The organism is Streptomyces sp. NPDC043685 (assembly GCF_056436585.1).
In genome coordinates this window covers 263,325-286,681 of record NZ_JBWKCH010000007.1, presented here as the reverse complement: position 1 = coordinate 286,681, position 23,357 = coordinate 263,325, and the positions used below count along the sequence as shown (strand labels likewise).

At 72.1% G+C, this 23,357-nt stretch carries 20 protein-coding genes; 4 read left to right on the top strand and 16 right to left on the bottom strand.

From position 1 onward, the window contains the following. Positions 1–4: 4 nt before the first annotated feature. From AC0665_RS24455 to AC0665_RS24415, 9 genes are all read right to left on the bottom strand, one after another. On the bottom strand, positions 5–823 hold the full coding sequence (locus AC0665_RS24455) for a TrmH family RNA methyltransferase (RefSeq protein ID WP_468410285.1): 819 nt from the start codon (positions 821–823) through the stop codon (positions 5–7). A gap of 64 nt (positions 824–887) precedes the next feature. Next, complete coding sequence (cobA, locus tag AC0665_RS24450; RefSeq protein WP_468410287.1) at positions 888–2,129, bottom strand: uroporphyrinogen-III C-methyltransferase; 1,242 nt, start codon at positions 2,127–2,129, stop codon at positions 888–890. A gap of 183 nt (positions 2,130–2,312) precedes the next feature. Beyond that, positions 2,313–6,698, bottom strand: a complete 4,386-nt coding sequence (gene cobT / locus AC0665_RS24445; protein WP_478606490.1) for a nicotinate-nucleotide--dimethylbenzimidazole phosphoribosyltransferase — start codon at positions 6,696–6,698, stop codon at positions 2,313–2,315. Between the two features lie 367 nt (positions 6,699–7,065). Then, entirely contained in the window at positions 7,066–8,286 is a 1,221-nt protein-coding gene (cbiE, locus tag AC0665_RS24440; RefSeq protein WP_478606493.1) for a precorrin-6y C5,15-methyltransferase (decarboxylating) subunit CbiE, read from the bottom strand. 142 nt (positions 8,287–8,428) lie between these two features. Further along, complete coding sequence (locus tag AC0665_RS24435; protein ID WP_468410293.1) at positions 8,429–9,061, bottom strand: GNAT family N-acetyltransferase; 633 nt, start codon at positions 9,059–9,061, stop codon at positions 8,429–8,431. 140 nt (positions 9,062–9,201) lie between these two features. After that, positions 9,202–10,026: a MetQ/NlpA family ABC transporter substrate-binding protein gene (locus AC0665_RS24430; protein WP_468410295.1), complete on the bottom strand. Its 825-nt coding sequence runs from the start codon at positions 10,024–10,026 to the stop codon at positions 9,202–9,204. Between the two features lie 62 nt (positions 10,027–10,088). Continuing rightward, the gene (locus tag AC0665_RS24425; protein ID WP_468410297.1) at positions 10,089–10,796 is read right to left on the bottom strand and encodes a methionine ABC transporter permease; all 708 of its coding nucleotides are present in this window, start codon (positions 10,794–10,796) and stop codon (positions 10,089–10,091) included. Then, entirely contained in the window at positions 10,793–11,827 is a 1,035-nt protein-coding gene (locus tag AC0665_RS24420) for a methionine ABC transporter ATP-binding protein (protein ID WP_468636950.1), read from the bottom strand. The genes AC0665_RS24425 and AC0665_RS24420 overlap by 4 nt, the downstream gene beginning before the upstream one ends. Positions 11,828–12,201: 374 nt before the next feature. After that, on the bottom strand, positions 12,202–12,852 hold the full coding sequence (locus AC0665_RS24415) for an HAD family hydrolase (RefSeq protein WP_478606496.1): 651 nt from the start codon (positions 12,850–12,852) through the stop codon (positions 12,202–12,204). Positions 12,853–12,921: 69 nt separating this feature from the next. Here AC0665_RS24415 and AC0665_RS24410 point away from each other — a divergent pair, with 69 nt between their 5' ends. Together AC0665_RS24410 and AC0665_RS24405 are read left to right on the top strand one after the other, a co-directional pair. Beyond that, positions 12,922–13,281 carry a hypothetical protein gene (locus tag AC0665_RS24410; RefSeq protein ID WP_478606499.1) on the top strand — a complete coding sequence of 120 codons (360 nt, stop codon included), beginning with the start codon at positions 12,922–12,924 and terminating at the stop codon, positions 13,279–13,281. After that, positions 13,262–13,693 (top strand): hypothetical protein, encoded by a 432-nt coding sequence (locus tag AC0665_RS24405; protein WP_478606501.1) that lies wholly within the window; start codon positions 13,262–13,264, stop codon positions 13,691–13,693. The genes AC0665_RS24410 and AC0665_RS24405 overlap by 20 nt, the downstream gene beginning before the upstream one ends. A gap of 73 nt (positions 13,694–13,766) precedes the next feature. On the opposite strand, the gene AC0665_RS24400 is transcribed toward AC0665_RS24405, so the two are convergent. The 3 genes from AC0665_RS24400 to AC0665_RS24390 form a co-directional block, all read right to left on the bottom strand. Beyond that, positions 13,767–14,264 (bottom strand): GNAT family N-acetyltransferase, encoded by a 498-nt coding sequence (locus tag AC0665_RS24400; RefSeq protein ID WP_366051023.1) that lies wholly within the window; start codon positions 14,262–14,264, stop codon positions 13,767–13,769. A 57-nt stretch (positions 14,265–14,321) separates the two neighbouring features. After that, positions 14,322–14,816 carry a sigma-70 family RNA polymerase sigma factor gene (locus AC0665_RS24395; protein ID WP_366050894.1) on the bottom strand — a complete coding sequence of 165 codons (495 nt, stop codon included), beginning with the start codon at positions 14,814–14,816 and terminating at the stop codon, positions 14,322–14,324. A 90-nt stretch (positions 14,817–14,906) separates the two neighbouring features. Continuing rightward, entirely contained in the window at positions 14,907–16,070 is a 1,164-nt protein-coding gene (locus tag AC0665_RS24390) for a glycerophosphodiester phosphodiesterase (RefSeq protein ID WP_478606504.1), read from the bottom strand. 386 nt (positions 16,071–16,456) lie between these two features. On the opposite strand from AC0665_RS24390, the gene AC0665_RS24385 reads away from it, so the two are divergent. Next, positions 16,457–17,131 (top strand): lysophospholipid acyltransferase family protein, encoded by a 675-nt coding sequence (locus AC0665_RS24385; protein WP_363120449.1) that lies wholly within the window; start codon positions 16,457–16,459, stop codon positions 17,129–17,131. A gap of 269 nt (positions 17,132–17,400) precedes the next feature. On the opposite strand, the gene AC0665_RS24380 is transcribed toward AC0665_RS24385, so the two are convergent. From AC0665_RS24380 to argH, 4 genes are all read right to left on the bottom strand, one after another. Next, positions 17,401–18,936 (bottom strand): MFS transporter, encoded by a 1,536-nt coding sequence (locus tag AC0665_RS24380; RefSeq protein ID WP_478705779.1) that lies wholly within the window; start codon positions 18,934–18,936, stop codon positions 17,401–17,403. Next, a complete protein-coding gene (locus AC0665_RS24375) occupies positions 18,933–19,484 on the bottom strand; it encodes a TetR/AcrR family transcriptional regulator (protein WP_468410309.1) in 552 nt (183 codons plus the stop codon). The genes AC0665_RS24380 and AC0665_RS24375 overlap by 4 nt, the downstream gene beginning before the upstream one ends. 98 nt (positions 19,485–19,582) lie before the next feature. Continuing rightward, positions 19,583–20,554 (bottom strand): aldo/keto reductase, encoded by a 972-nt coding sequence (locus AC0665_RS24370; RefSeq protein ID WP_478606510.1) that lies wholly within the window; start codon positions 20,552–20,554, stop codon positions 19,583–19,585. 144 nt (positions 20,555–20,698) lie between these two features. Then, complete coding sequence (argH, locus tag AC0665_RS24365) at positions 20,699–22,132, bottom strand: argininosuccinate lyase (protein WP_478606512.1); 1,434 nt, start codon at positions 22,130–22,132, stop codon at positions 20,699–20,701. Between the two features lie 291 nt (positions 22,133–22,423). Between argH and AC0665_RS24360 the strand changes: the two genes are divergently transcribed. Then, entirely contained in the window at positions 22,424–23,296 is an 873-nt protein-coding gene (locus AC0665_RS24360) for a hypothetical protein (protein WP_478705778.1), read from the top strand. The last annotated feature ends 61 nt before the right edge of the window (positions 23,297–23,357 follow it).

Sequence of the window (23,357 nt, the reverse complement as noted above, 5' to 3'; positions counted from 1 at the left end):
CGTCCTAGACCTGGGGCCGGCCCGTGGCCACGGCGTAGAAGGCCACGGCCGCCGCCGCGCCCACGTTGAGGGAGTCGACGCCGTGGGACATCGGGATGCGGACCCACTCGTCGGCCGCGACCAGGGCCTGGGTGGACAGGCCGTCGCCCTCGGCGCCGAGCATGAGCGCCACGCGGTCCATGGTGTGCGGCGCGGCCTCGTCGAGGGACCGGGCCTTCTCGTCGGGGGTGAGGGCGAGAAGCGTGAAGCCCGCCTCGCGGACCGACTCCAGGCCCTTGGGCCAGGTGTCCAGACGGGCGTACGGGACGGAGAAGACCGCGCCCATGGAGACCTTCACGCTACGGCGGTAGAGGGGGTCGGCGCAGTCCGGGGAGAGCAGGACGGCGTCCATGCCGAGGGCGGCGGCCGAGCGGAAGATGGCGCCGATGTTGGTGTGGTCGTTGACCGACTCCATGATGACGACGCGGCGGGCGGTGCGGAGGAGGTCGGCGGCCGTGGGCAGGGGTTTGCGCTGCATGGAGGCAAGCGCCCCGCGGTGCACGTGGTAGCCGGTGACCTGCTCGGCGAGCTCCGGGCTGACGGCGTAGACCGGGGCCGGGAGTTCGTCGATGACGTCGCGCATGACGTCGACCCACTTGGCCGACAGCAGCATGGACCGCATCTCGTAGCCGGCTTCCTTGGCCCTGCGGATGACCTTCTCGCCCTCGGCGATGAACAGGCCCTCGGCGGGTTCGCGCTTGCGGCGCAGTTCCACGTCGGTCAGGCCGGTGTAGTCGCGCAGACGCGGGTCGTCGGGGTCCTCGACGGTGATGAGATCGGCCACAGGGTGATACTGCCTTGTCCTGGGTGCGGTGCCAACGGCTCGGTACGGGTTGTGTTACCCGGGGTTACTTTCGGGGCGCGGGGGTCTTGGGGCCGACCTTCACGACCTCGCCGATGACGATCACGGCCGGGGGCTTCACGTCCTCGGTCCGTACAGTCTCGGCGACCGTCGCGAGCGTGGCGTCGACACGGCGCTGGCCGGCCGTCGTGCCTTCCTGGACCAGGGCGACGGGGGCGTCCGGGGACTTGCCGTGGGCGATGAGCGTCTCGGCGACCTTGCCGATCGTGCTGACGCCCATCAGGATCACCAGCGTGCCGGTCAGCTTGGCCAGAGACGGCCAGTCGACCAGGGAACGCTCGTCGTCGGGGGCGATGTGGCCGCTGACCACGGTGAACTCGTGGGCGACGCCCCGGTGCGTGACCGGGATGCCGGCGGCGCCCGGGACCGAGATGGAGCTGGAGATGCCGGGCACGACGGTGCACGGGATGCCGGCCTCGGCCAGGGCCTGGACCTCCTCCATGCCGCGTCCGTAGACGAAGGGGTCGCCGCCCTTGAGCCGGACGACCGACTTGCCCTGGCGCGCGTGCTCGATCAGGGCGTCGTTGATGGCTTCCTGGGCCATGAACCTGCCGAAGGGCAGTTTCGCCGCGTCGATCACCTCGACGCCCGGGGAGAGTTCGGCGAGCAGGTCGCGCGGGCCGAGGTGGTCGGTGATGACCACGTCGGCCTCGGCGAGCAGACGGCGGCCGCGCACGGTGATCAGGTCCGGGTCGCCGGGTCCGCCGCCGACCAGGGCGACTCCGGGGGTGCGGGTGCGGTGGTGCGGGGCGACGAGCGTGCCGTCGCGCAGGCCCTCGACGACCGCGTCGCGGATGGCGGCGGTGTGGCGGGGATCGCGCCCCTTGGCGTCGGTGGTGAGGACGGCGACCGTGACGCCCTCGCTGTGGCCGGTGGCCGGGGTCCAGGCCGTCGCCCGGTCGGCGTCGTCGGAGCGGACGCACCAGACGCGGTGCCGCTCGGCTTCGGCCGAGGCGGCGGTGTTGGCCTCGGGGTCGCTGGTGGCGATGAGGGCGTACCAGGCGTCGGCGAGGTCGCCCTCCTGGTAGGGGCGCCGCTGCCAGGTGATCTCGCCGGCGTCCGCCATGGCCTCGACGGACGGAGTGGCCTCGGGTGACACGAGGAGGACGTCCGCGCCGGCCGCGATCAGTGCCGGGAGGCGGCGCTGGGCGACCTGGCCGCCGCCGAGGACGACCACGCGGCGGCCGGTGAGGCGGAGGCCTACGGGGTAGGCGGGGTGTTCGGCCATGGGGTGCGGCTCCTGTTGCGGCGGTATTCAGTGCCCTGACGTGCGGATTTTAATGGGCGGGCGGGAGAGCGGCTCGGGCGGTCCGGTGGCTGGGCACCCGGGCGCCCGCCGAGGGGTGGTCCGTGGGCGGGCGTCCCGGTCAGCGGAACGCCCGGTCACGCAGCCACGTCGACGACGGCGGGCCTACTTCTCCGTCACTCCTGCGGAGTCGAACGTCGCCACCTCGTGCATGGCCCGGGCGGTGCTCTGGACCAGCGGGAGGGCGAGCAGGGCGCCGGTGCCCTCACCGAGGCGGAGGTCGAGGTCGACCAGGGGGCGCAGGCCCAGCTTGTTGAGGGCGGCGACATGGCCGGGCTCGGCGCTGCGGTGACCCGCGATGCACGCCGCCAGGACCTCCGGGGCGATCGCGCGGGCGACCAGGGCGGCGGCCCCGGCGCTGACGCCGTCCAGGATCACCGGCGTACGCAGGGAGGCGCCGCCGAGGAGCAGGCCGACGATGGCGGCGTGTTCGAAGCCGCCGATCGCGGCGAGCACGCCGACCGGGTCGGCCGGGTCCGGCTGGTGGAGTTCGAGGGCGCGGCGGACGACCTCCGTCTTGCGGGCGAGGGTCTCGTCGTTGATGCCGGTCCCCCGGCCCGTGACCTCGGCCGGGTCCGCACCCGTGAAGACGGAGATCAGCGCGGCCGACGCGGTCGTGTTGCCGATGCCCATCTCACCGGTGAGCAGGGCCTTGTTGCCGGCGGCGACCAGGTCGCGGGCGGTCTCGATGCCGACCTCGATGGCCTGCCTGGCCTCCTCGCGGGTCATCGCCGGGCCGGTCGTCATGTCGGACGTGCCGCCGCGGATTTTGCGGGGCAGCAGGCCCGGGGTGGCCGGGAGGTCGGCGGCGACGCCCACGTCCACGATGCAGACCTCGGCGCCCACCTGGGTCGCGAAGGCGTTGCAGACCGCGCCCCCGCCGAGGAAGTTGGCCACCATCTGGGCCGTCACCTCCTGCGGCCAGGGGGTGACGCCCTGCGCGTGCACACCGTGGTCGCCCGCGAAGATGGCGACCGCGGCGGGCTCCGGGATGGGCGGCGGGCACTGGCGGGACAGACCGGACAGCTGGGCGGAGATGATCTCCAGCATGCCCAGCGCACCGGCCGGCTTGGTCATACGCTTCTGGCGCTCCCACGCCTCGCCGAGCGCCTTGGCGTCCAGCGGGCGGATCTGCGCGACGGTCTCGGCGAGCAGGTCGTGGGGTTCCTCTCCGGGCAGGGCACGGCGGCCGTATGTCTCTTCGTGCACGACCCAGGACAGCGGGCGGCGCTTGGACCAGCCGGCCTGCAACAGCTCGGGCTCGTCCGGGAACTCGTCGACGTAGCCGACGCACAGGTAGGCGATGATCTCCAGGTGCTCGGGCAGGCCGAGGGCGCGGACCATCTCGCGCTCGTCGAAGAAACTGACCCAGCCGACGCCGAGGCCTTCGGCACGGGCGGCGAGCCAGAGGTTCTCCACGGCCAGGGCGGCCGAGTACGGGGCCATCTGGGGCTGGGTGTGGCGGCCCAGGGTGTGGCGGCCGCCGCGGGTCGGGTCGGCGGTGACGACGATGTTCACCGGCGTGTCGAGGATGGCCTCGATCTTCAGTTCCTTGAACTGCTTCGCCCGGCCCTTGGGGAGGGACTTCGCGTAGGCGTCGCGCTGGCGCATGGCCAGTTCGTGCATCGCGCGCCGGGTGTCGGCGGAGCGGATGACGACGAAGTCCCACGGCTGCGAGTGGCCGACGGAGGGCGCGTGGTGGGCGGCCTCCAGGACACGGAGCAGCACCTCGTGCGGGATCGGGTCGCTGCGGAAGCCGTTGCGGATGTCGCGGCGTTCGCGCATCACCTTCAGGACGGCCTCGCGTTCGGCGGGGTCGTAACCGGGGGCGGCGGGGCCGGTGGACCGTCGGGCTTCTGCCACTGCGACCGCGCTCTCTTCTCGGCGTTCCTGGTCGGCCAGGTCTTCCTGTTCGGCGGCCCGGGTGTCCAGGTCGTCGGCGTTCTGGGCGAGTTCGGCGTCGCCGTCGCGTGGTGCCGGGACGGTGGTCATGGGTGCGGACGGCTCCAGCGTCTCGGACGGTGCCGGCAGTGACTGCTGCGGGCCTTGCACGGGCTGCCCGGCCGACTCGTCCGCGACCGGGGCCGCGACGGAGGCCGGGAGTACGACGGTGACGTCCTCGGCGGGTGCCGGGGTCGCGGGCTCGGCGGCGGGAGTGACCGTGACGGCGTCGGGGACCTCGGCCGGGACCGCGTCGGCGGCGGGGGCGGACCCGGGGGCCGGGGCCTCATCGGGTGCCGCTGCCGCGGAGGGCTGGGCCGGGGCGGACGCGTCCGGGGCGGCGGCGGGGTGCGGGGCCTCGGCCGGCACGGCGGTTCCGGGGAGCGCGGGGGCGGCGCCCTGGGCGTCCGGGGCCGGGGCCGCGGTGGCGTCCTGGCCGGGCGCTTCAGGGTGGGGCGCGGCGGGCTGGGGGTCCGTCGCCTGGGAGTCCGTCGCCTCGGGCTGCGGCGCGGCAGGGGCGGCCGGAGGCTCGGGAGCGGCCTCTTGGGCGGCGACGTGCTCCGGTGCGGGGGTCTCCTGGGCGGTGGCCTCAGGGGCCGGTGCGGGGGTCTCGGGGGCGGCCACGTCCAGGGGCTGCGCAACGGCCTCGGGGGTGTTCACGGCAACGGCCGGTGCGGCGGTCTCGGATGTGCTCGCGTCCTCGCCCGGTGCGGCGGCGTCGGGATCAACATCCGCTGCCGGTACGTGTGCAACGGCCTCGGGGGCGCTCGTGGGCACGCCTGCGGCGGGAGCCTCGGGGTCGACACCCGGGGCGGGTACCTGCGGCGCCGCCTCGGGAGCGGGCGCCTCCGGAAGCGGTGCGGCGGCCTGCGGGGCCGCGGTCGCCTCGGCAGCAGGTGCCACAGCCTCGGGACCAGCATTCGGGGTGGGCGCCTGCGCCGCCGCCTCCGGGGTCGCCAGGTCAGGAAGCGGCGCGGCGACCTGCGGAGCCGCGGTCGCCTCGGCAGCAGGTGCCACAGCCTCGGGACCAGCATTCGGGGTGGGCGCCTGCGCCGCCGCCTCCGGGGTCGCCAGGTCGGGAAGCGGCGCGGCGGCCTGCGGGGCCGCAGTCACGTCCGCAGCAGGTGCCGCAGCCGGTGCCGCAGCCGCGGGTTCGGCACCCGCCGTCGGCATCTCCGCCACCACCTCAGGCGCCACCGCGTCGGGAAGCGGCGCGGCGACCTGCGGGGCTGCGGTCGCGTCCACAGCAGGTGCCACAACCTCGGTCTCACCGTTCGGGGTGGGCGCCTGCGCCGCCGCCTCAGGCACCACCGCGTCAGGAAGCGGCGCGGCGGCCTCGGGGGCGACGCCGGTGGCCGGTGTCTGGGCAACCGCTTCAGGAGTCGCCGCCTCGGCATGCGGCGCGGCGGCCTCGGGCGCGGCACCGGCGGCCGGTACCTTGGCGACCGCCTCGGGGGTCACCGCCTCGTCCGACCCGTCCGGTGCCTGCGCCGCAGTCTCCGTGCCGACGGTCTCCGGTGAGGTGACGGGGGCGTGCTCCGGGCCGGACGCGGCCTCCGGGAAGGGGACCGCCGCAGGAGTCTGCCCGGTCTCGGGGGCAGGAGCCGAAGTCACGGTCTGCTCGGCTGCGTCCGCAACCGCGGCCTGCTCGCCCGCGGAGTCCGGCCCCGGCACCCCGGCGTCCTGGCCCGCGTCCGCCACAACCGGCGGCAGCGTGGCTTCCGGGGCAGCCGCGGCCGCGCCCTGCGCCGCCCCGCCACCGGCGTCAGCCGGGACGGCCTGCTCGGCGGTGGCGTCGGCCTGGTTCCGTGCCGGGCCCGCGTCCATCGCCCCGGCGTCGGCGGCGACCGCCGCGGGGGCGGCCTGACCGGCCTCGGCGGGCGTCTGGTGCTGAGCAGTGGACGGGTCTTCACCGGCCGCCACGGGCGGGGTCGTGTGGGTCGTCGTGTGGGTCGCGACCGCCTGGGCCGTGCCCATCGGGTCCGCCGCCGGAACAACCGTTTCCGCAGGTGCCGCCCCGGCGCTCACCGGAGCCGGGTGGGTCACCTGTTCGCCCCAGGGCGCGGCGGGGGCCGCGGGCGTCTCGGGGGCGCGGGGGCCGTCGAGGTACTCGGGGCCCGCCGGCGACGGTGCCGGCTGCCGTACGGGCGCGTCGGCGGGGCCGCGGTCGGCGAGGGAGCGGACCGGGCTGGAGGAGCTGTCGGGCAGCGGCGGGCCGAGGTGCAGGGGCCGGCGCGGGGTGATGGGCGGGATCGGCGGCGGGTCGGGCAGGCGAACGCCGCCGAGGTCGACCGAGCCGCTGTCGCGGCCGGAGATCTCGTGCGGGCCCGGCTGGTGCACGGTCTCCACGACCGGCTCCGGCGCGGGCGGAGGGACCTCGTTGCCCCAGGCGCCCTGGGCGCCCGGCAACAGCAGCAGGTCTTCGTCCTCGGTCTCGGCGGTGGTCTCGGAGAGGTAGGTGTACGCACCGTGCGCGGGGGCGCCCGGCTGCTCCACCATGCCTGCGCTCTCCGGCAGTCCCTCGCCCGGGACCTGGCCGGTGTCGGTCATGCGTACCCCTCGCCCATCGGTTAGTGCTCCTACGACCAGCTCGCCCGGAACGGCGCACCGACCGCCCCGCAGTGAAGAACGAGCGTGCGTCCCCAGCGGCACGAACGGTCCGCCCGGAAAAGGCGACAAAGCCATTCACTGGCATTGTCGCGGTCGAACCACCCCCACGGCAGCTTGATCCACGCCGGTTCCGCTGTGGACTGCGACACGTTGCGCGTCCTCCGGTTCTGCCGTACCACACACACCCCAAAACGGGCGGGTTTTCCGGACATTGCCCGACGAAGCGCCGGGCGTCCTTGTGCGGTGCAGCGATCGGCCAGCCTACCGCGCGCGGTACGACAACCCGATCACGGGGACGGCGGCGGGGTCAGGCCCCGCGTCGCGGCAGCACGCCGCTGAGCAGGAACGCGACGCTCCGCTCCTTCTCCGTCCAGGCCCTGGTGTCGAGTTCGACGGATTGCAGCAGGGCGCACTCGACGCCGTAGCCGTGCTCGGTCAGGTCGCGGCCGATGAGTTCGGCGGCGTCGCGGGTGGCGGCGTGCGTGACGATGCGCTGCGGGCGGCGGTCGGCGACCGCCGAGACGACGGCCGCTCCCCCGCCGCCGACGCGGACGACGTCGGGTTCGGGGAGGTTCTCCAGAACGTGCGGGGCGGTGCCGTGCACGATCTGGAGCTGGACGCCGAGGCGGCGGGCGGCGGCGTCGGTGCGCGCGCAGGCGTCCAGGTGGCCGTCGACGGCGAGGACGGCGGCGCCGGCACGGGCGGCCTCGACGGCGAAGGCGCCGCTGCCGCAGCCGATGTCCCACACGAGATCGCCGACGCGGGGCCCGAGGCGGGCGAGTTGGGAGGCGCGCAGCAGCGGGGTCTCGCCCTCGCCGAAGTCCGTGCCGTAGGCGTCGGCGGGCAGGGTCCAGCCGCGCGGTCCGGCGGACGGGTCGCGGCCGGAGATCCAGCCGCCCGTCTCCCCCGCGGTGCCGGGTCCGGCCGGGCCGCCGAGGACGATGACGACGTTGGGGTCGCGCCAGGTGTGGTCGGCGGCCTTGTCGGAGGTGACGACGGAGACGCGCTCGCGGGCGGTGCCGAGTTCCTCGCAGATGACGAAGGAGCGGTGGACTCCTTCGAGGAGCAGGCCGAGTTCGGCGGGTCCGGCGCCGGGTGAGGTGAGCACCGCCACCTTGGGGTGGGCGCGGCAGACGTTCACGGCACGGCGCAGGGTGCGGGGGTGGGCGACGACCACCTGTGCGTCGTCCCAGGGCATGCCCGCGCGGGCGAAGGCGGCGGCGACGGAGGAGACGGCGGGCACGACCTCGACCTCGAGGCCGAACTCGGGGGCGCGCAGGGCGCGTACGACGCCGAAGAAGCCGGGGTCGCCGTCGGCGAGCACGACGGCCGTGCCGCGGTGGGCGGCGATGCGGCGGGCGGCGAGGGCGACACTGCCGAGGCGGATGCGTTCGGCGCCGCCCGGTACTTCGGGGAGCGCCAGGTGGTGGGCGGCGCCCGCCACCAGTGTGGCGGCGCCCAGGGCGGCGCTCGCCGTGGCGGTCAGCGGCGAACCGTCCCAGCCGATCACCGTGACCCGGTCGGCCATCGTCGTCAGTCTCCAGGGTTTTCGCAGGTCGTGCGTGTCGTTGCGGGGATCCGCCCCGGGGCGGGCTCCGTGAGGGTACCCGGTGGAGATGTCGGAGGGGGCGCCGGTGTGGTCGTCGCCGTCGTCCTCCGGTCGGTTCCGGTCAGTTCCAGTCGCCGAAGGACGTGAAGCCGTCGCGGAGCTGCTCGCCGACGCCCTCCAGGTCCTCGGGGAGCAGGCTCCAGACGATGAAGTCGGTGCGTACGTCGGTCCATGTGCCGTCCTCGGCACGGGCCCTGGCTATACAGGCGTTGCGCAGTACGCCCTCGCTGATACAGCCGATCTTCTGGGCGACCTGCTGGGAGGCGGTGTTGTCGGCCGCCGTGCGCAGCTCGATGCGCTCGAACTTCTGGTCCCCGAAGAGCCACTGGGCGGTGGCCAGGGCGGCCTCGGAGGCGTAGCCCTCGCCGCGGGCCCAGGGGGCGATGATGTAGGACAGTTCGGTGGAGCGTACGTGCCAGTTGGTCCTGCCGAGCTGGATGACGCCGACCAGGCGCTGGGTGAGGAACTCGGTGACGGCGAAGTCGATTCCGTGTCCTTCGGTGCGCTGCGCGGGGGCGTACTCGGTGATCCAGGTGCGTGCGCCGTGCTCCGTGAAGGGCTGCGGGACGGAGGTCCAGGCCGCGACCTGTTCGTCGTTCATCATCGCGGCCAGTGCGGCGACGTCGTCTTCGTCGAGGGGACGCAGCACCAACCGCTCCGTGCTGATGGAGATGTTGGGGAAGGTGCTCGTCATGCGCCGCTCCGTAACCTTCGGTGAACCTTCAGGGCATGCTGAACTGCCCAGCATGCAGCATGAAAGCACTTGTCCGCATCACGGGGCCCTTCCCCCGGCGGGCGGGGGAAGGGCCCTGTGCGCGGGTGCCGGACAGGGGCTCAGAAGGAGGCGAGCACCGAGCCGGCGTACTTGTCCTGGATGAACTTCTTGACCTCGGGCGAGGTGAGGAGCTTGGCGAGCTTCTTCACGCGCGGGTCGTCCTCGTTGCCCTTCTTCACGGCGAGGAAGTTGCCGTAGGGGTTGTTCTTCGGGGACTCCAGGACGAGGGCGTCCTTGGACGGCTCGAGGTCGGACTCGATCGCGTAGTTGCCGTTGACCACGGCGGCGTCCACGTCGTCGAGGGAGCGCGGGGTCTGGGCCGCCTCCAGCTCCTTGAACGTGAGCTTCTTGGGATTCTTGGTGATGTCCGAGGGGGTCGCCTCGTTGCCGACGCCCGCCTTGAGGGTGATGAGCCCGTGGGCGGCGAGGAGCTTGAGGGCGCGGGCTTCGTTGACCGTGTCGTTGGGGATGGCGACGGTCGCACCGCTCTTCAGGTCGTCGGCCTTCTCGACCTTGTGGGAGTAGAGGCCGAGCGGCTCCAGGTGGACCGTGACGACGGGCACGATGTCGGTGCCGTTCTTCTTGTTGTAGTCGTCGAGGTACGGCTTGTTCTGGAAGTAGTTGGCGTCCACCGAGCCGTCCTGGGTCGCGGGGTTCTGCGACGTGTAGTCCGTGAACTCCTTGACCTCCAGGTCGAGGCCCTCCTTCTTCGCCAGGTTCTTCTTGACGAAGTCGAGGATCTCGCCGTGCGGCACGGGGCTCGCAGCGACGACCAGGGGGCCGGAGGTGTCGGAGGCGTCCTTGCCCGAGCCGCAGGCGGTGAGCCCGAGGGTGAGGGCTCCGGCGGCGAGGACGGCGGTGGTGATCTTGGCGGTGTTACGCACGAAAAGTGCCTTTCCTTATGACCTTGCGGGTGATGCGACCCCGTCGGGTGTGAACGGGGGGTTCAGGAGGCGGCTTTGAGGAGCCGCAGTTTGGGGGCGGGGCCCGAGTGGGCGCCGCGGCGGTGCAGGGAGCGGGCCGCGTAGTCGCCGGCGAACTGGATGACCGAGATGACGACGGCGAGGATCGCGACGGTGATCCACATCAGCTGGGTCTCGAAGCGCTGGTAGCCGTAGCGGATGGCGATGTCTCCGAGGCCGCCGGCGCCGACGGTGCCCGCCATGGCGGAGTAGCCGATGAGGGCGACGATCGTGGTGGTGGTGCTGGAGATCAGCGACGGCAGGGACTCGGGGACGAGGACCTTGCGGACGATGGTCCAGGTGTTGCCGCCCATGGACTGCACGGCCTCGACGAGCCCGTGGTCCACTTCGCGGACGGCCGTCTCGACCAGGCGCGCGAAGAACGGGATGGCGCCGACGGCGAGCGGCACGATGGCGGCCTCACGGCCGATGGTGGTGCCGGTGATCGAGCGGGTGAAGCCCATCAGCGCGACCATCAGGATGATGAACGGCAGGGAGCGGGCGATGTTCACGACCTGCCCGATGACCTTGTTGGCGGCGAGGTTCTGCAGCAGGCCGCCGCGGTCGGTCAGGACCAGCAGGATGCCGAGCGGCAGTCCGCCGGCGATGGCGATGAGCGTGGACCAGCCGACCATGTAGAGCGTGTCCCAACACGCCTGCTCCAGCAGGGGCTGCATCTCGGACCAGGTCACTTGGCACTCTCCTTCACCAGTACGGACTCGTGGCCCAGGACGTCGATCTGGAGGCCCTGTTCGCGCAGGAAGCCGATCGGCACGACGTTGTCCTCGTAGCGGCCGGGCAGTTCGATGCGCATCCGGCCGACCTGGAGGCCGCCGACGGTGTCGATGGCGGCGCCGAGGATCGATATGTCGATGTTGTAGGTGCGGGCGAGCTGCGAGATGACGGGCTGGGTGGCGCTCTCGCCCTGGAAGGTGACGTCGACGACCGTGCGGTCCTCGCCGGAGGCCTCGCCGCCGAGCGGGAACAGGGCGGCGGCCAGTTCGGAGCCGGGGGTCGCGAGGAGCTCGCTGACCGTGCCGGACTCGACGATGCGCCCGTTCTCCATCAGCGCGGCCGAGTCGCAGACCGACTTCACGACGTCCATCTCGTGGGTGATGAGCAGGACGGTCAGGCCGAGCTGGCGGTTGAGGTCGCGCAGCAGCGCCAGGATCGAGCGGGTGGTCTCCGGGTCGAGGGCGCTGGTGGCCTCGTCGGACAGCAGCACCTTGGGGTCGCCGGCGAGGGCGCGGGCGATGCCGACGCGCTGCTTCTGGCCACCGGAGAGCTGCGCGGGGTAGGACTTCGCCTTGTCGGCGAGGCCGACCAGGTCGAGGAGCTCCAGCGCCTTGCGGGAGCGTTCCTGCCCGGATGCGCCGAGGATCTCCAGGGGCAGTTCGACGTTGTCCTGGACGGTGCGCGAGGACAGCAGGTTGAAGTGCTGGAAGACCATGCCGATCCGGCTGCGCGCCCGGCGCAGCTCCCTTCCGGCGCGCGGGCCGCGGCCGGCCAGGGCGGTGAGGTCCTGCCCGTCGACGGTCACGGTGCCGGAGGTGGGGCGTTCCAGCAGGTTGACGCAGCGGATGAGCGAGGACTTGCCGGCGCCGGACTGGCCGATGACGCCGTACACCTCGCCTTCGCGGACGTGCAGGTCGACGCCGTCCAGGGCGGTGACCTCGCGGCCGCGTGCACGGTAGACCTTGGTCAGGCCCGAGGTGGTGATCACTGGGATTCCGTCACTGTCGAGTGCGCGGGCGTGGGTGTGCCCGGGCACAGGTGCATTCGGTCGAAGACGCGACACGGTTCTCGCTGGGGAGTGCGACCGGGGAGAACATGTGCGCGGGGCGGCGACGGTCGCGCAGCGCTCAGGGCGCGCGGACGGGCCGCGTCTCGCTTCGGGGCGCGAGCTCAGGGGGTGGTGCGGGGGCCCTCTAGAAGGCGCACATTCGACACATACAACGAGCACCGGGCGTCATGGTCGCCTCGGTCGCGGGAATGCGGTCGCTCGTCGTGGTCATGCCGTCAGTAAAACATGTGTACGGTCCTGACCGGCCCCGCGTTGTCCGGATGCTGGACAGTCGTGGACAGAGGCGGTGCGTTTCAGCCGCGCGGGGAGATCTCCACGCCCCGCTCGGTGACCAGTACGGACAGGGCCGACAGGTTCTCGACGACCAGGTCTGCGTGGAGTTCGTGGGCCTGGTGGGTTGTGGTCAACGCCACGGTGGTCATGCCGGCGGCGCGGCCGGCCGTGAGGCCCGCCGGGGCGTCCTCGAAGACCACGCAGTGCGCCGGGTCGACGCCGAGCGCGCGGGCGGCGAGCAGGTAGGGCTCGGGGTCGGGCTTGCCGCGGGCGATGTCGTCGGCGGCGACGAGCGTCTTGGGCAGGATGCCCACGGCGTCGAGCCGGGCCTCGGCAAGGCGCCGGGTCGCGGAGGTGACGACGGCCCAGCGGTCGGCGGGCAGGGCGTCGAGGAGGGCCCGGGTACCCGGCAGCAGGTGCACCCCGCCGTTGGGGACGTCGTCCACCTCCAGGTCCTCGATCCGCGCGACGGCCCGCGGCACGACCTCGGCGGGCAGCAGGTCGGCGGCTATCTCGGCGGCCGGCCGGCCGTGCAGCTCCACCCGCGCGAACTCCTCGGCCGTGATCCCGTACTCCCCGGCCCACCGCGTCCAGCAGCGGTCCACCGAGGCGAGGGAGGAGACGAGGGTTCCGTCGTTGTCGAAGAGCAGGGCCTGGGCGTGGATGGTCATGCCCTCGACCCTACGGTGCGGGCCGGGGCCGCAGGCATCGGGCCTTTTCGGCCGTAATAAGGTCGCAGCATGCTTGATGTCCTGACGCTGGTGACCGGCGTCGCCGCGCTGCTGCTGGCCGCCTGGTGCGGCTGGGCGGCCTACCGTGACCAGCCCACCAAGGACTGGCACTTCATCGGGATGGCCGTGGTCACGCTGCTGTCGCTGATCCAGCTGGTGGTGGGGATCGTGCTGCTGGCGCGGGGCGAGAAGCCGGAGCAGGACACGACGATCTTCGTGGCGTATCTGCTGGGGGCGTTCGCGTGCGTCCCGGCGGCGGGGTTCATGTCGCTGGCCGAGCGGACCCGGTGGGGTTCGGTGACGGTCGCCGCGGGCGGCGTGGTGCTGGCCGTGCTGGAGGTGCGTCTCTATGACATCTGGGGAGGCTGACGTGGGCCGGCGGCGGCTGATCAGCGGGCCGGGCACGCTGCTGGTGTGGCTGTACGGCGTGATGGTGGTGGGGGCCGTGTCCCGGTCCGCGTATCAGATCGCCACGGAGTTCGACCGGGCTCCGCTCGCCTACTCGCTGTCGGCAGTGGCCGGTGTCGTGTACGGGTTCATCACGTACTCGCTGGTGCGGGGCGGGGAGACGGCACGCAAGGCCGCACTGGCGTGCTGTGTCGCCGAGTTGGCGGGGGTACTGACGGTGGGGACCTGGACCCTGGCCGAGCCGTCCGCCTTCCCGGACGCGACCGTGTGGTCGGACTTCGGGATGGGGTATCTCTTCATTCCGGTGATCTTGCCGGTGTCCGCCATTTACTGGCTGCGGGCTTCGCGTTCGCGCGATGGGGATGCCGCCTGAGGTTCGTCAGGCGGCCGCGGGCCGTCCGTGGCTCGTCGCGCGGTTCCCCCGTGCCCCTAAAGAGGGCCGAACATCACGCCGTCGCCGCGTAGGTGCCGGCCGGCTTCTCCAGGATGATCATCGGTACGCCGTCGGAGCCCTGGGACGTGCCCACCGTCTCGTAGCCGACCTTGCGGTAGAGGCGGAGATTGCCCTCGCTGCGGTGGCCGGTGTGAAGGCGGAAGCGGGTGGCGCCGTGCCGGTCGGCGAGGGCCGCTTCGGCCGCGCGCAGCAGGCGGGCTCCGATGCCGTGGCCCTGGAGGCGGGGGTGGACACAGAGCTTGCCGATCGCGGCGGCGCCGTCCTCGGTGACCGACCCGCGGACCGAGCCGACGACCTCGTCGCCGAGCCGGGCCACGAAGACGCAGTCCCGGGCGACTTCCTCCCGGACCGAGTCGAGGGTTTGGACGAGCGGGTCGATGCGGTAGTTCCCGTACAGCGCGGCCTCCGTCTGGAAGCACAGGTACTGCAGCCTGAAGATCTGCTCCGCGTCCTGCTCGGTCGCCGCAGAGATGGTCACGCTCATGCCCATGTGCGCACGCCTCCCGCTCATCTGATCACCGGTGGTCCCTCACTCCTATCCCCGTCCTCAGCGGGCCGCAACCTCCGGTGTGAGCAATCTCCGCAGACATCCCAGGCATCTGGAACGTTCCGGTCCAAGACTCCCCTGTGACATACCCAACTCCCCTGCGATTTCCCGGTAGGTCAGGTCCTTCGGGGAGAGCAGGGCCTCGATGAGCCGGGGGCAGCGGCCGGGGAGGCGGCGCACCGCCTCGCGCAGGGCCCGGCCTCGGGCGGCGTCGAGGGCGAGTTGTTCGGGGTCATGACCGCCGTCGTCGACCGGTTCACCGGCGTACGGCCGTTCGAGGCGGCTCGTACGGCGGGTGCGGCGCGCCTCGGAGCGGACGGCCCTGCGGAGCCACTCCTCGGGGTCGAGCGGCGGGCCCTCGGCGTCGAGGCGCTCCAGCAGGCGGAGCCAGACCGCCTGCTCCAGGTCGCCCGGCTCGGTTCCGGCGGAATATGCCTCCGCGGAGGCCTCGGCGGTGAGCAGCGGGCGCAGGGCGGTGACCAGGTCGTGCGTCATATGCGGAGCGACGCGGCCGCCCGGGCGGTGGGTTGCCCGGGCGGCCGAAGCTCACTCGACCGGGGGGTGTGAGGTGCGGTGTTGACGACCTCAGCCGCGGAAGTCGGCGCGGGCCAGCAGACCCGTGTCGGGCTGGTCGGTGAAGACGCCGTCGATGCCGGTCGCGAAGTACGTCCCGTACGCGCCGAAGACGTCTCCGTAGGCGTCCGCCTCCGTGCCCTTGCGGAAGTCCGCGGGCAGGAACGGGTTCTCGTTGCGCAGGGTGTACGGGTGCAGGAGCAGGCCCACCTTGTGCGCGTCGGAGACCAGCGTGGTCGGACGGGTCAGACGCCCCTGGGCGTCACGCGGGACGACCAGGTCCAGGGTGGGGCCGATGCCCTGCGCGTAGGAGGCGATCTCCCTGAGGCCGGCCGGCTTGATCAAGTCGGCGACCGTGCGCGGGTCGCCGGTCTCGACGAAGTCCCAGGGGCGCGAGTCCGCCGAGGACAGCAGGACGACCAGCGGGTTGTCGACGAGCCTGTGCAGGCGCTGGACGCTTGTCGGCTCGAAGGACTGGAGGATGACCGGGGAGGTGCGCCGGTCCTTGCGGTGCTTGTGCAGAAGCTTGGCCACGCGCTCCTCCAGCGGCAGGCCCTGCTTGCGGAAGTAGGTGGGGTGCTTGAGCTCGGGGTAGATCCACACCTGCTTGCCGCGCTTGCGGGTCTGCTCGTCCTGCCACCTGAGGACCTCCTCGAAGGTGGGAATCTCCCAGCGGCCGTTGTAGAGGGTGTTGTGCGGGCGGTTGGCCGGGATGCGCTCGACCGCGCGCAGCGTCTTCAGCTCGGCGAGCGTGAAGTCCTCGGTGAACCAGCCGGTGGTGGAGACGCCGTCGAGCAGCTTGGTCTTCTTGCGACCGGCGAACTCGGGGTGGTCGGCGACGTCCGTGGTGCCGCCGATCTCCGGCTCGTGACGGCAGACCAGGTGGCCGTCCCTTGTCGGGACCAGGTCGCCCGCCTCGACGATGTCGGCCCCCATGTCGAGGGCCAGCTGGTAGGAGCCGAAGGTGTGCTCCGGGCGGTAGCCGCTGGCACCGCGGTGGCCGATGATCGTCGGCCTGGGCAGGCTGCGCACTCCCCCGCCGCCGTGCCGGGCGCCGTCGGCCCGGGCCGTTCCGGCCATGCCGAGGACCGCGCCACCGGCGCCGAGCACCGCGGCGCCGAGCAGGGCCCGTCGTCCGGTACCGCTCGTTTCTTCGTTCGACTCCTGCGTTCCCATGAGCGCCCTCCCTGGCCGTTCGGCTTGCCGGTGCGGGGCGATCGTAGGGGCGCGTACATGACCGGCGGGAGACCCCGGGTGGAACACGCGGGTGATGTCGGATGTCGTAGTGGCTGGTGGGGAGGATGAGTTGACGGCTCGTCGTATCCGTTCGATTCGGCCCGCGCGTTCTGGGAACGCGTCCGGTGTGCTCCCGGGCGATGTGCGTCACATCGTGTCGGCCGTGTGACATGTCGTCGGCGACACGCCACCGCAGGTAAACACGCGTCAACAGTGCGTAAGACCTCGGTGAAGTCGCCGTGCCCGATGTGCGCGATGCCCGGGGCCACGAGTATCGTCCTCACCTGCACAGACTCATACAGAACCCCTTGACACCGGAGGGTCCGTTGTCCCGCTTCGCGCTCATCAAGGCAGTGCTCGGTCCGATCATGCGCCTGATGTTCCGCCCACAGGTGGAGGGTGCGGAGCACATTCCCGGCAGTGGCCCGGTCATCCTCGCCGGCAATCACCTGACGTTCATCGACTCGATGATCCTGCCGCTGGTCTGCGACCGTCAGGTCGTCTTCATCGGCAAGGACGAGTACGTGACCGGCAAGGGCCTCAAGGGCCGGCTGATGGCCTGGTTCTTCACGGGCGTCGGCATGATCCCGGTGGACCGCGACGGGGGCCGGGGTGGTGTCGCCGCGCTGATGACCGGGCGGCGGGTGCTGGAGGAAGGCCGAATGTTCGGCATCTACCCGGAGGGGACGCGGTCGCCCGACGGGCGCCTGTACCGGGGGCGTACGGGTATCGCGCGGCTGACCCTGATGACGGGTGCGCCGGTGGTGCCGTTCGCCATGATCGGCACGGACAAGCTTCAGCCGGGTGGGGCGGGGCTGCCCCGGCCGGGCAAGGTCACCGTGCGGTTCGGTGAGGCGATGGAGTTCTCCCGTTACGAGGGGATGGACCGGGACCGGTATGTGCTGCGTGCCGTGACGGACTCGGTGATGGCCGAGGTGATGCGGCTGTCCGGGCAGGAGTACGTGGACATGTACGCGAGCAAGGCGAAGGAAGCGGCGTAGTTTTTCGGGCCCGGGGTCGCCGCCCTGGGCTTGAGCGGCTTCGGATCGTCGGTGCCTTCGGATCGTCGGCGGCTGCGGGTGCGTGGGGGCTTGTCGCGCAGTTCCCCGCGCCCCTGAGGCGGCATGACCTCAACGGCGTGATCGCGTGGAGGCCCGTGCCTGTGTTGCGCAGTTCCCCGCGCCCCTGAGGGGCATGGCCCCAACGACGTGATCGCGTGGAGCCCCGTGCCTGTGTTGCGCAGTTCCCCGCGCCCCTGAGGGCGTGGTTCTCATGTCGGTTGTGGTTCGCTGTCTTCCAGTTTCTGGCCCCGTAGCAGGAACCATGCCGCCACCGCCGCCGCGAGGAGTACCGCGGCTCCGACACCCGCCGCGAGGGCCAGGCCGTCGACGAAGGACGTGCGGGCGGCGTCCAGCATCACGTCGGCGCTGTGGGCGGGCATGTGTGCCGCCGCCTCGACCGCGCCGCCCAGGGACTCGTGGGCCGCGGCCGGTGTGCCCGCGGGGCCGGTGAAGTCGCGGTAGACGCCGGTCACGATCGAGCCGAGCGCGGCGATACCGAGCGCGGCGCCCAGTTCGTACGCCGTCTCCGACACGGCGGACGCGGAGCCCGCCTGCTCCTTGGGCACGCTGGAGAGGATCACGTCGGCGGTCACGGTGAACGAGAAACCGGCGCCGGCTCCGACCACCAGCAGTGCGGTGCCGAGCAGCGGATAGCCGGTGGACTGCCCGAGCACCGTGAGCGCGGCCAGCGCGAGACCGATTGCCGCGAGACCACCGGAGACGACGGCCCTCACCGAGAAGCGCCGGGCCGCGCGGCCCGCGATCAGTCCGGCCACCACCGCGCCGACGGCCGCGGGCAGTTCCGCCAGACCGGCCTCGAACGGGCGCCTGCCCTGGACGAGTTGCAGGTACTGGGAGAGGAAGAACACCAGCCCGGACAGGCCGAGAATGGTCAGCAGGTCGGCCAGCACCGCCCCGCTGAAGCCGCGGTGGCGGAACAGCCGCATGTCCAGCAGCGGGATCGGCAGTCGCAGCTGACGGCGGACGAATCCGTACAGGGCGGCCGCGCCCAGCAGCCCCGCGGCCAGGGCGCCCCAGGCGAAGCCGTGGGTGGCGGCCTCCTTGATCGCGTACACGACGCCGATCATGCCGACCAGCGACAGCATGACGCTGCTCAGGTCCCAGGGCCCGGGGTTCGCGGTGCGCGACTCGGGCAGCAGCTTGATCCCGACGAGCACCAGCACGGCCATCACGGGCAGGTTGATCAGGAAGACCGAACCCCACCAGAAGTGCTCCAGCAGGAACCCCCCGACGATCGGGCCGACGGCCGTACCGGCGGAGGCGGTGGCGCCCCAGATGCCGACGGCGAGACTGCGCTCACGCGGGTCGTGGAAGAGGTTGCGGATCAGGGCGAGGGTGGCCGGCATCAGGGTGGCGCCCGCGACACCGAGCAGCGCCCGCGCGACGATCATCATCTCGGGGGTCGTGGCGTAGGCGTTGAAGACGGATATCGCGCCGAACGCCGTGGCGCCGATGAGCAGGATCCGCTTGCGGCCGATCCGGTCGCCAAGGCTGCCCATGGAGACGAGCAGACCGGCGATGACGAACGAGTACACGTCGCCGATCCAGAGCAGCTGGGTGCCGGAGGGCTTGAGGTCCTCGCTGATGTAGGGGGTCGCGAGACCGAGGACGGTCGCGTCGACGGCCACCAGCAGCACGGCGAGCACGAGAACGCCGAGCGCGAGCCAGCGGCCCGGGCGCTCCGCCGTCTCGGTGCGGTTCGCCGGCCGCAGGGTGCTGGTCATGATTCCTCTCTTCTGAGTGCGCCGCCGAGCAGCAGCTCGACGATCATGTGCTGGAAGTCCTTGGGGGCGCCCTTGCCGCTCTGCACCATCCAGGCGCCGGAGGCCAGCAGTCCGTACAGCGCCTCGGTGAGCCAGGCGGGCGTGAGGTCGATGCGGAACTCACCGCTGAGCTGGCCGCGCCGGAACAGGGCGGAGATCCGGTCGTCGAGGAGGGTCCAGCCCGCGTTCTGCTCCTCGCCTTCGAAGAGCTGGTTCTCGGAGTAGAGGAACGCCAGCAGTCCGGCCGCCGGTTCGACGGCTCCTACGAGTCGGCGTACGGCCTCGCTCGCGGTGCCCTCCTCCAGCCGGGCCGCGTCCAGGGCGGCCTCGCACTCCGCGATGCCGAGCGCCTCCAGCGCCCGGACGAGGGCGTCACGTCCGGCGAAGTGCCGGTGCAGGGTGGCCCGGCTGATTCCGGCGGCCTTGGCGACCTCGTCCATCGTCGCGGTGGATTTGCGGGTCAGCAGGGCCGCGGCAGCGCGCAGCACATGCTCGGGATCGACAGCCATGAGACAACCATAACCCAGGTGAGACATTGATGTCTCATTCTGGGCATGCGTGACTCACCGATGACGCCAGGTGCGCGCCACCGGAAAGGGGTGGGCGATCAGTGCCAGGGCAACTGCGCGCGCCGCTGCCAGTACGCGTGCGGTTCCTCGACCAGCGCGGCGAGGCGCGCCAGCTGGTCGTCGTCGAGGTCGACCACCGCGGCGTGCAGGTTGGAGGCGAGCTGGGCAGTGGTCGCGGCCCCGGAGAGGACCACACCGGCCCAGGGCTGCCGGAGGATCAGGGCCAGGGCGACCGCGTCGCAGCCCAGTCCGGTCCGCTCGGCGATCTCCTTCAGCGCGTGGGGGGCGTGCGGCCCGGCGAGGCGGCCGTTGGCCATGCCCTCCTTGACGATCACGGTGAGTCCGGCGTCGTGCGCCTCGGCGAGGGCCGGCCCGGCGGAGGTCTCCAGCGCGTTGTACGTCGACTGCACGGTGCGGAACAGGGGTTCGCCGTCGACCGTCACGGCGAGGGCCGCGCGGATCGCGTCCGCCTGGGCGGGGCCGCTGGTGGAGAAGCCGACGGTGAGGCCCCGCGCGGCGGCTTCCGCGAGCTTCGCGTGCAGTTCCTTGTCGGTGAGGGCCGGGCTGTCCGGGGTCACCGAGTGGATCTGGTAGAGGTCGAGCCGGTCGCCGAGCAGGGCGTCGCTCTCCGCGCGCTGCCGTTCGTAGGTGGCCAGGCTGTGGTCCTTGACCTCGTGCTTCTCGGCGTTCGTGGACCAGTCGGCGGTGTAGGTGTAGCCCCACTTGCTGCCCACGACGATGTCGTCGAGGCCGGGCCTGTCCTTCAGCCAGCCGGCGAGGAACTCCTCGGAGCGGCCGTAGGAGCGGGCGGCGTCGAAGTAGCGGACGCCCTGGGCGTAGGCGGCGTCGAGGAGTTCATGGGTGCGGTCGCGGAGCGTCTCGACGCTGCGGTCCTCGCCGAGGTCTTCGTTGCGGCCGAGGTTGATGTAGCCGGGGCGCCCTACGGCGGCGAGGCCGAGGCCGATGTGGCAGGTGGGGGTCGTGGCGTTCGCGAGACGGGCGAAGGGCATCGCTGGCTCCGTTCGGTCGGCGGCTGACGACCAACGTAACCCGCGATGACCTTCGTCCCTGAGCTCGGCCGTTGCGGTGTTTCGGCGGGTGCGGGTCGCCCGCGCCGGTCCGCGCACTCCCCCGCACCCCTGAGGGCGATCCCCTCAGGCCTGCTTCCTGGCCACCGCCCACTCGTGCTGGGCCGCCACATCGGCCTTCACCTCGGCCAGCTGGACGGCGACCGCGCTCGGGGCCGTGCCGCCCCTGCCGCTGCGGGAGGCCAGCGCGCCGGGGACGTTCAGGACCGTGCGGACCTCGGGGGTCAGGTGGGCGGAGATCTTGGCGAACTGCTCGTCCGTCAGCTCGTCCAGTTCCTTGCCCTCGGCCTCGGCGGCCTTCACGCACTCACCGGCGACCTCGTGGGCCACACGGAACGGGATGCCCTGCTTGACCAGCCATTCGGCGATGTCCGTGGCCAGGGAGAAGCCGGCCGGGGCCAGTTCCTCCATGCGCTCGCGGTGGACGGTGAGGGTGGCCATCATGCCGGTGAAGGCCGGGAGCAGGATTTCCAGCTGGTCGATGGAGTCGAAGACCGGCTCCTTGTCCTCCTGGAGGTCGCGGTTGTACGCGAGCGGGAGGGCCTTGAGGGTGGCCATCAGGCCCGTCAGGTTGCCGATGAGACGGCCGCTCTTGCCGCGGGCCAGCTCGGCGATGTCCGGGTTCTTCTTCTGCGGCATGATCGACGAGCCGGTCGAGAACGCGTCGTGCAGGGTCACGAAGGAGAACTCCTTCGTGTTCCAGATGATGACCTCCTCGGCGATGCGGGAGAGGTTGACACCGATCATGGCGGTGATGAAGGCGAACTCGGCGACGAAGTCCCGGGAGGCCGTGCCGTCGATCGAGTTGCCCACGCTGCCGTGTTCAAAGCCGAGGTCCTCCGCCACGGCCTCCGGGTCCAGCCCGAGGGAGGAACCGGCCAGGGCGCCCGAGCCGTAGGGCGAGACCGCCGTCCGGGCGTCCCACTGGCGCAGCCGCTCCGCGTCCCGGGAGAGGGACTGGACGTGGGCCAGGACGTGATGGGCGAAGAGGACGGGCTGGGCGTGCTGGAGGTGCGTGCGGCCGGGCATCGCCACGTCCGGGTGGGCCTCGGCGAGGCCGATCAGCGCGTCCTGGAGCTCGGCGAGCAGACCGCCGACGATCCGGGCGTGGTCGCGCAGGTACATGCGGAAGAGGGTGGCGACCTGGTCGTTGCGGGACCGGCCGGCGCGCAGCTTGCCTCCGAGGTCGGGCCCGAGGCGCTCCAGGAGGCCGCGTTCCAGGGCGGTGTGGACGTCCTCGTCGGCGATCGTGCCCACGAAGGAGCCGTCGGCGACGTCGGCCTCCAGCTGGTCCAGTCCGGCGATCATGCGGGTCAGCTCGTCGTCCGTGAGCAGGCCCGCCTTGCGCAGCACACGCGCGTGGGCACGCGAACCGGCGATGTCGTACGGCGCCAGCCGCCAGTCGAAGTGGACGGACGCGGACAGCTTCGCCAGGGCCTCGGCGGGACCGTCGGCGAAACGACCGCCCCAGAGCCGGACGTCACCGCTGTTGCTGCTCACCTGCTGCACTCCTCTGTGGGTGTGGATGTGCCACCGCTTCCCCGCTGCCGGGGAGGCGGTCGTCACGCTACTGCGTGCGTGAGGTCCCGCCGGGCTGCGATCGTCATGCATGAGTATGCAGAGCTCTGCATGATTCGTCAATCGAACTCGGGGTGCGGGCCGGGCTCCGGACGTCCGCGAGAAGAATTTGAGGATCCGTTGAACACGGGAAACCGCTTACCCGTACCTCTCGCCGAACGCAGGCGCCGCGTTTCGACCGACGAACCCCCCGACCCCTAGTGAGGCATCCGCATGTCCAGGGCTCTTCCGAAGTACAACAAGCGTCGCGTCACGTTCATCGGCGGCGCCGCCGCGGTGGCGCTGTCCGGCACGGTGATCGCCGGATTCGCCCTCGCCGGGGAGGGCTCCAAGAGCGACGGGACCAGCGCCCGGACACTCGCGGGCCCCGGCACGATCTCCTGCCCGGACGTCCGATCGAAGCTCCCGGCCGTCCCCGCCTCCGCCAAGGCAGAGGTCGACCGCAACCTGGCCCTGCTCAACACCCAGATCCAGGAAGCGAACAAGCGCCTGGTCGACACCGTCGGCCAGGGCGGCCCGAACTTCGTCCAGAACGCCATCCTCGGCCCCCTCAAGGACAAGCGCGTCGCCACCGTCAACCGCATCGCCACCGCGATCGGCCGCACCGCCGCCAAGCCGCAGGGCCTGGACTCCCTGGCCGCCTGCACGCTCGGCGGCGCGGGCACCAACGCGGGCGGGGGCGCGGCCGGCAAGCCGCAGGCCGGCGGCAACGCGGGCAACGCCGGAAACCAGGGGAACGCCGGCAATGCCGGGAACGCGGGCAACGCAGGGAACGCGGGCAACGGCGGCCGTGCCGGGACGATCTCCTGCCCGGACGTCCGCTCGAAGCTCCCGGCCGTCCCCGCCTCCGCCAAGGCAGAGGTCGACCGCAACCTGGCCCTGCTCAACACGCAGATCCAGGAAGCGAACAAGCGCCTGGTCGACACCGTCGGCCAGGGCGGCCCGAACTTCGTCCAGAACGCCATCCTCGGCCCCCTCAAGGACAAGCGCGTCGCCACCGTCAACCGCATCGCCACCGCGATCGGCCGCACCGCCGCCAAGCCGCAGGGCCTGGACTCCCTGGCCGCCTGCACGCTCACCAAGTGAGGTGACAGGCGCTGTGGCCGCCCCGTGGGAGCGCCGGCCGGGGCGGCCACGGACGACGCCT

What these genes read in the sequence shown, in the direction of transcription:
- AC0665_RS24435 (WP_468410293.1), bottom strand. Translation starts at nt 9,061, where the DNA reads ATGACGAGCACCTTCCCCAACATCTCCATCAGCACGGAGCGGTTGGTG.
- AC0665_RS24405 (WP_478606501.1), top strand. Translation starts at nt 13,262, where the DNA reads ATGACATCTGGGGAGGCTGACGTGGGCCGGCGGCGGCTGATCAGCGGG.
- AC0665_RS24360 (WP_478705778.1), top strand. Translation starts at nt 22,424, where the DNA reads ATGTCCAGGGCTCTTCCGAAGTACAACAAGCGTCGCGTCACGTTCATC.
- cobT (WP_478606490.1), bottom strand. Translation starts at nt 6,698, where the DNA reads ATGACCGACACCGGCCAGGTCCCGGGCGAGGGACTGCCGGAGAGCGCA.
- cbiE (WP_478606493.1), bottom strand. Translation starts at nt 8,286, where the DNA reads ATGGCCGACCGGGTCACGGTGATCGGCTGGGACGGTTCGCCGCTGACC.
- AC0665_RS24415 (WP_478606496.1), bottom strand. Translation starts at nt 12,852, where the DNA reads ATGACCATCCACGCCCAGGCCCTGCTCTTCGACAACGACGGAACCCTC.
- AC0665_RS24395 (WP_366050894.1), bottom strand. Translation starts at nt 14,816, where the DNA reads ATGACGCACGACCTGGTCACCGCCCTGCGCCCGCTGCTCACCGCCGAG.
- AC0665_RS24410 (WP_478606499.1), top strand. Translation starts at nt 12,922, where the DNA reads ATGCTTGATGTCCTGACGCTGGTGACCGGCGTCGCCGCGCTGCTGCTG.
- AC0665_RS24375 (WP_468410309.1), bottom strand. Translation starts at nt 19,484, where the DNA reads ATGGCTGTCGATCCCGAGCATGTGCTGCGCGCTGCCGCGGCCCTGCTG.
- AC0665_RS24370 (WP_478606510.1), bottom strand. Translation starts at nt 20,554, where the DNA reads ATGCCCTTCGCCCGTCTCGCGAACGCCACGACCCCCACCTGCCACATC.
- AC0665_RS24380 (WP_478705779.1), bottom strand. Translation starts at nt 18,936, where the DNA reads ATGACCAGCACCCTGCGGCCGGCGAACCGCACCGAGACGGCGGAGCGC.
- AC0665_RS24390 (WP_478606504.1), bottom strand. Translation starts at nt 16,070, where the DNA reads ATGGGAACGCAGGAGTCGAACGAAGAAACGAGCGGTACCGGACGACGG.
- AC0665_RS24400 (WP_366051023.1), bottom strand. Translation starts at nt 14,264, where the DNA reads ATGGGCATGAGCGTGACCATCTCTGCGGCGACCGAGCAGGACGCGGAG.
- cobA (WP_468410287.1), bottom strand. Translation starts at nt 2,129, where the DNA reads ATGGCCGAACACCCCGCCTACCCCGTAGGCCTCCGCCTCACCGGCCGC.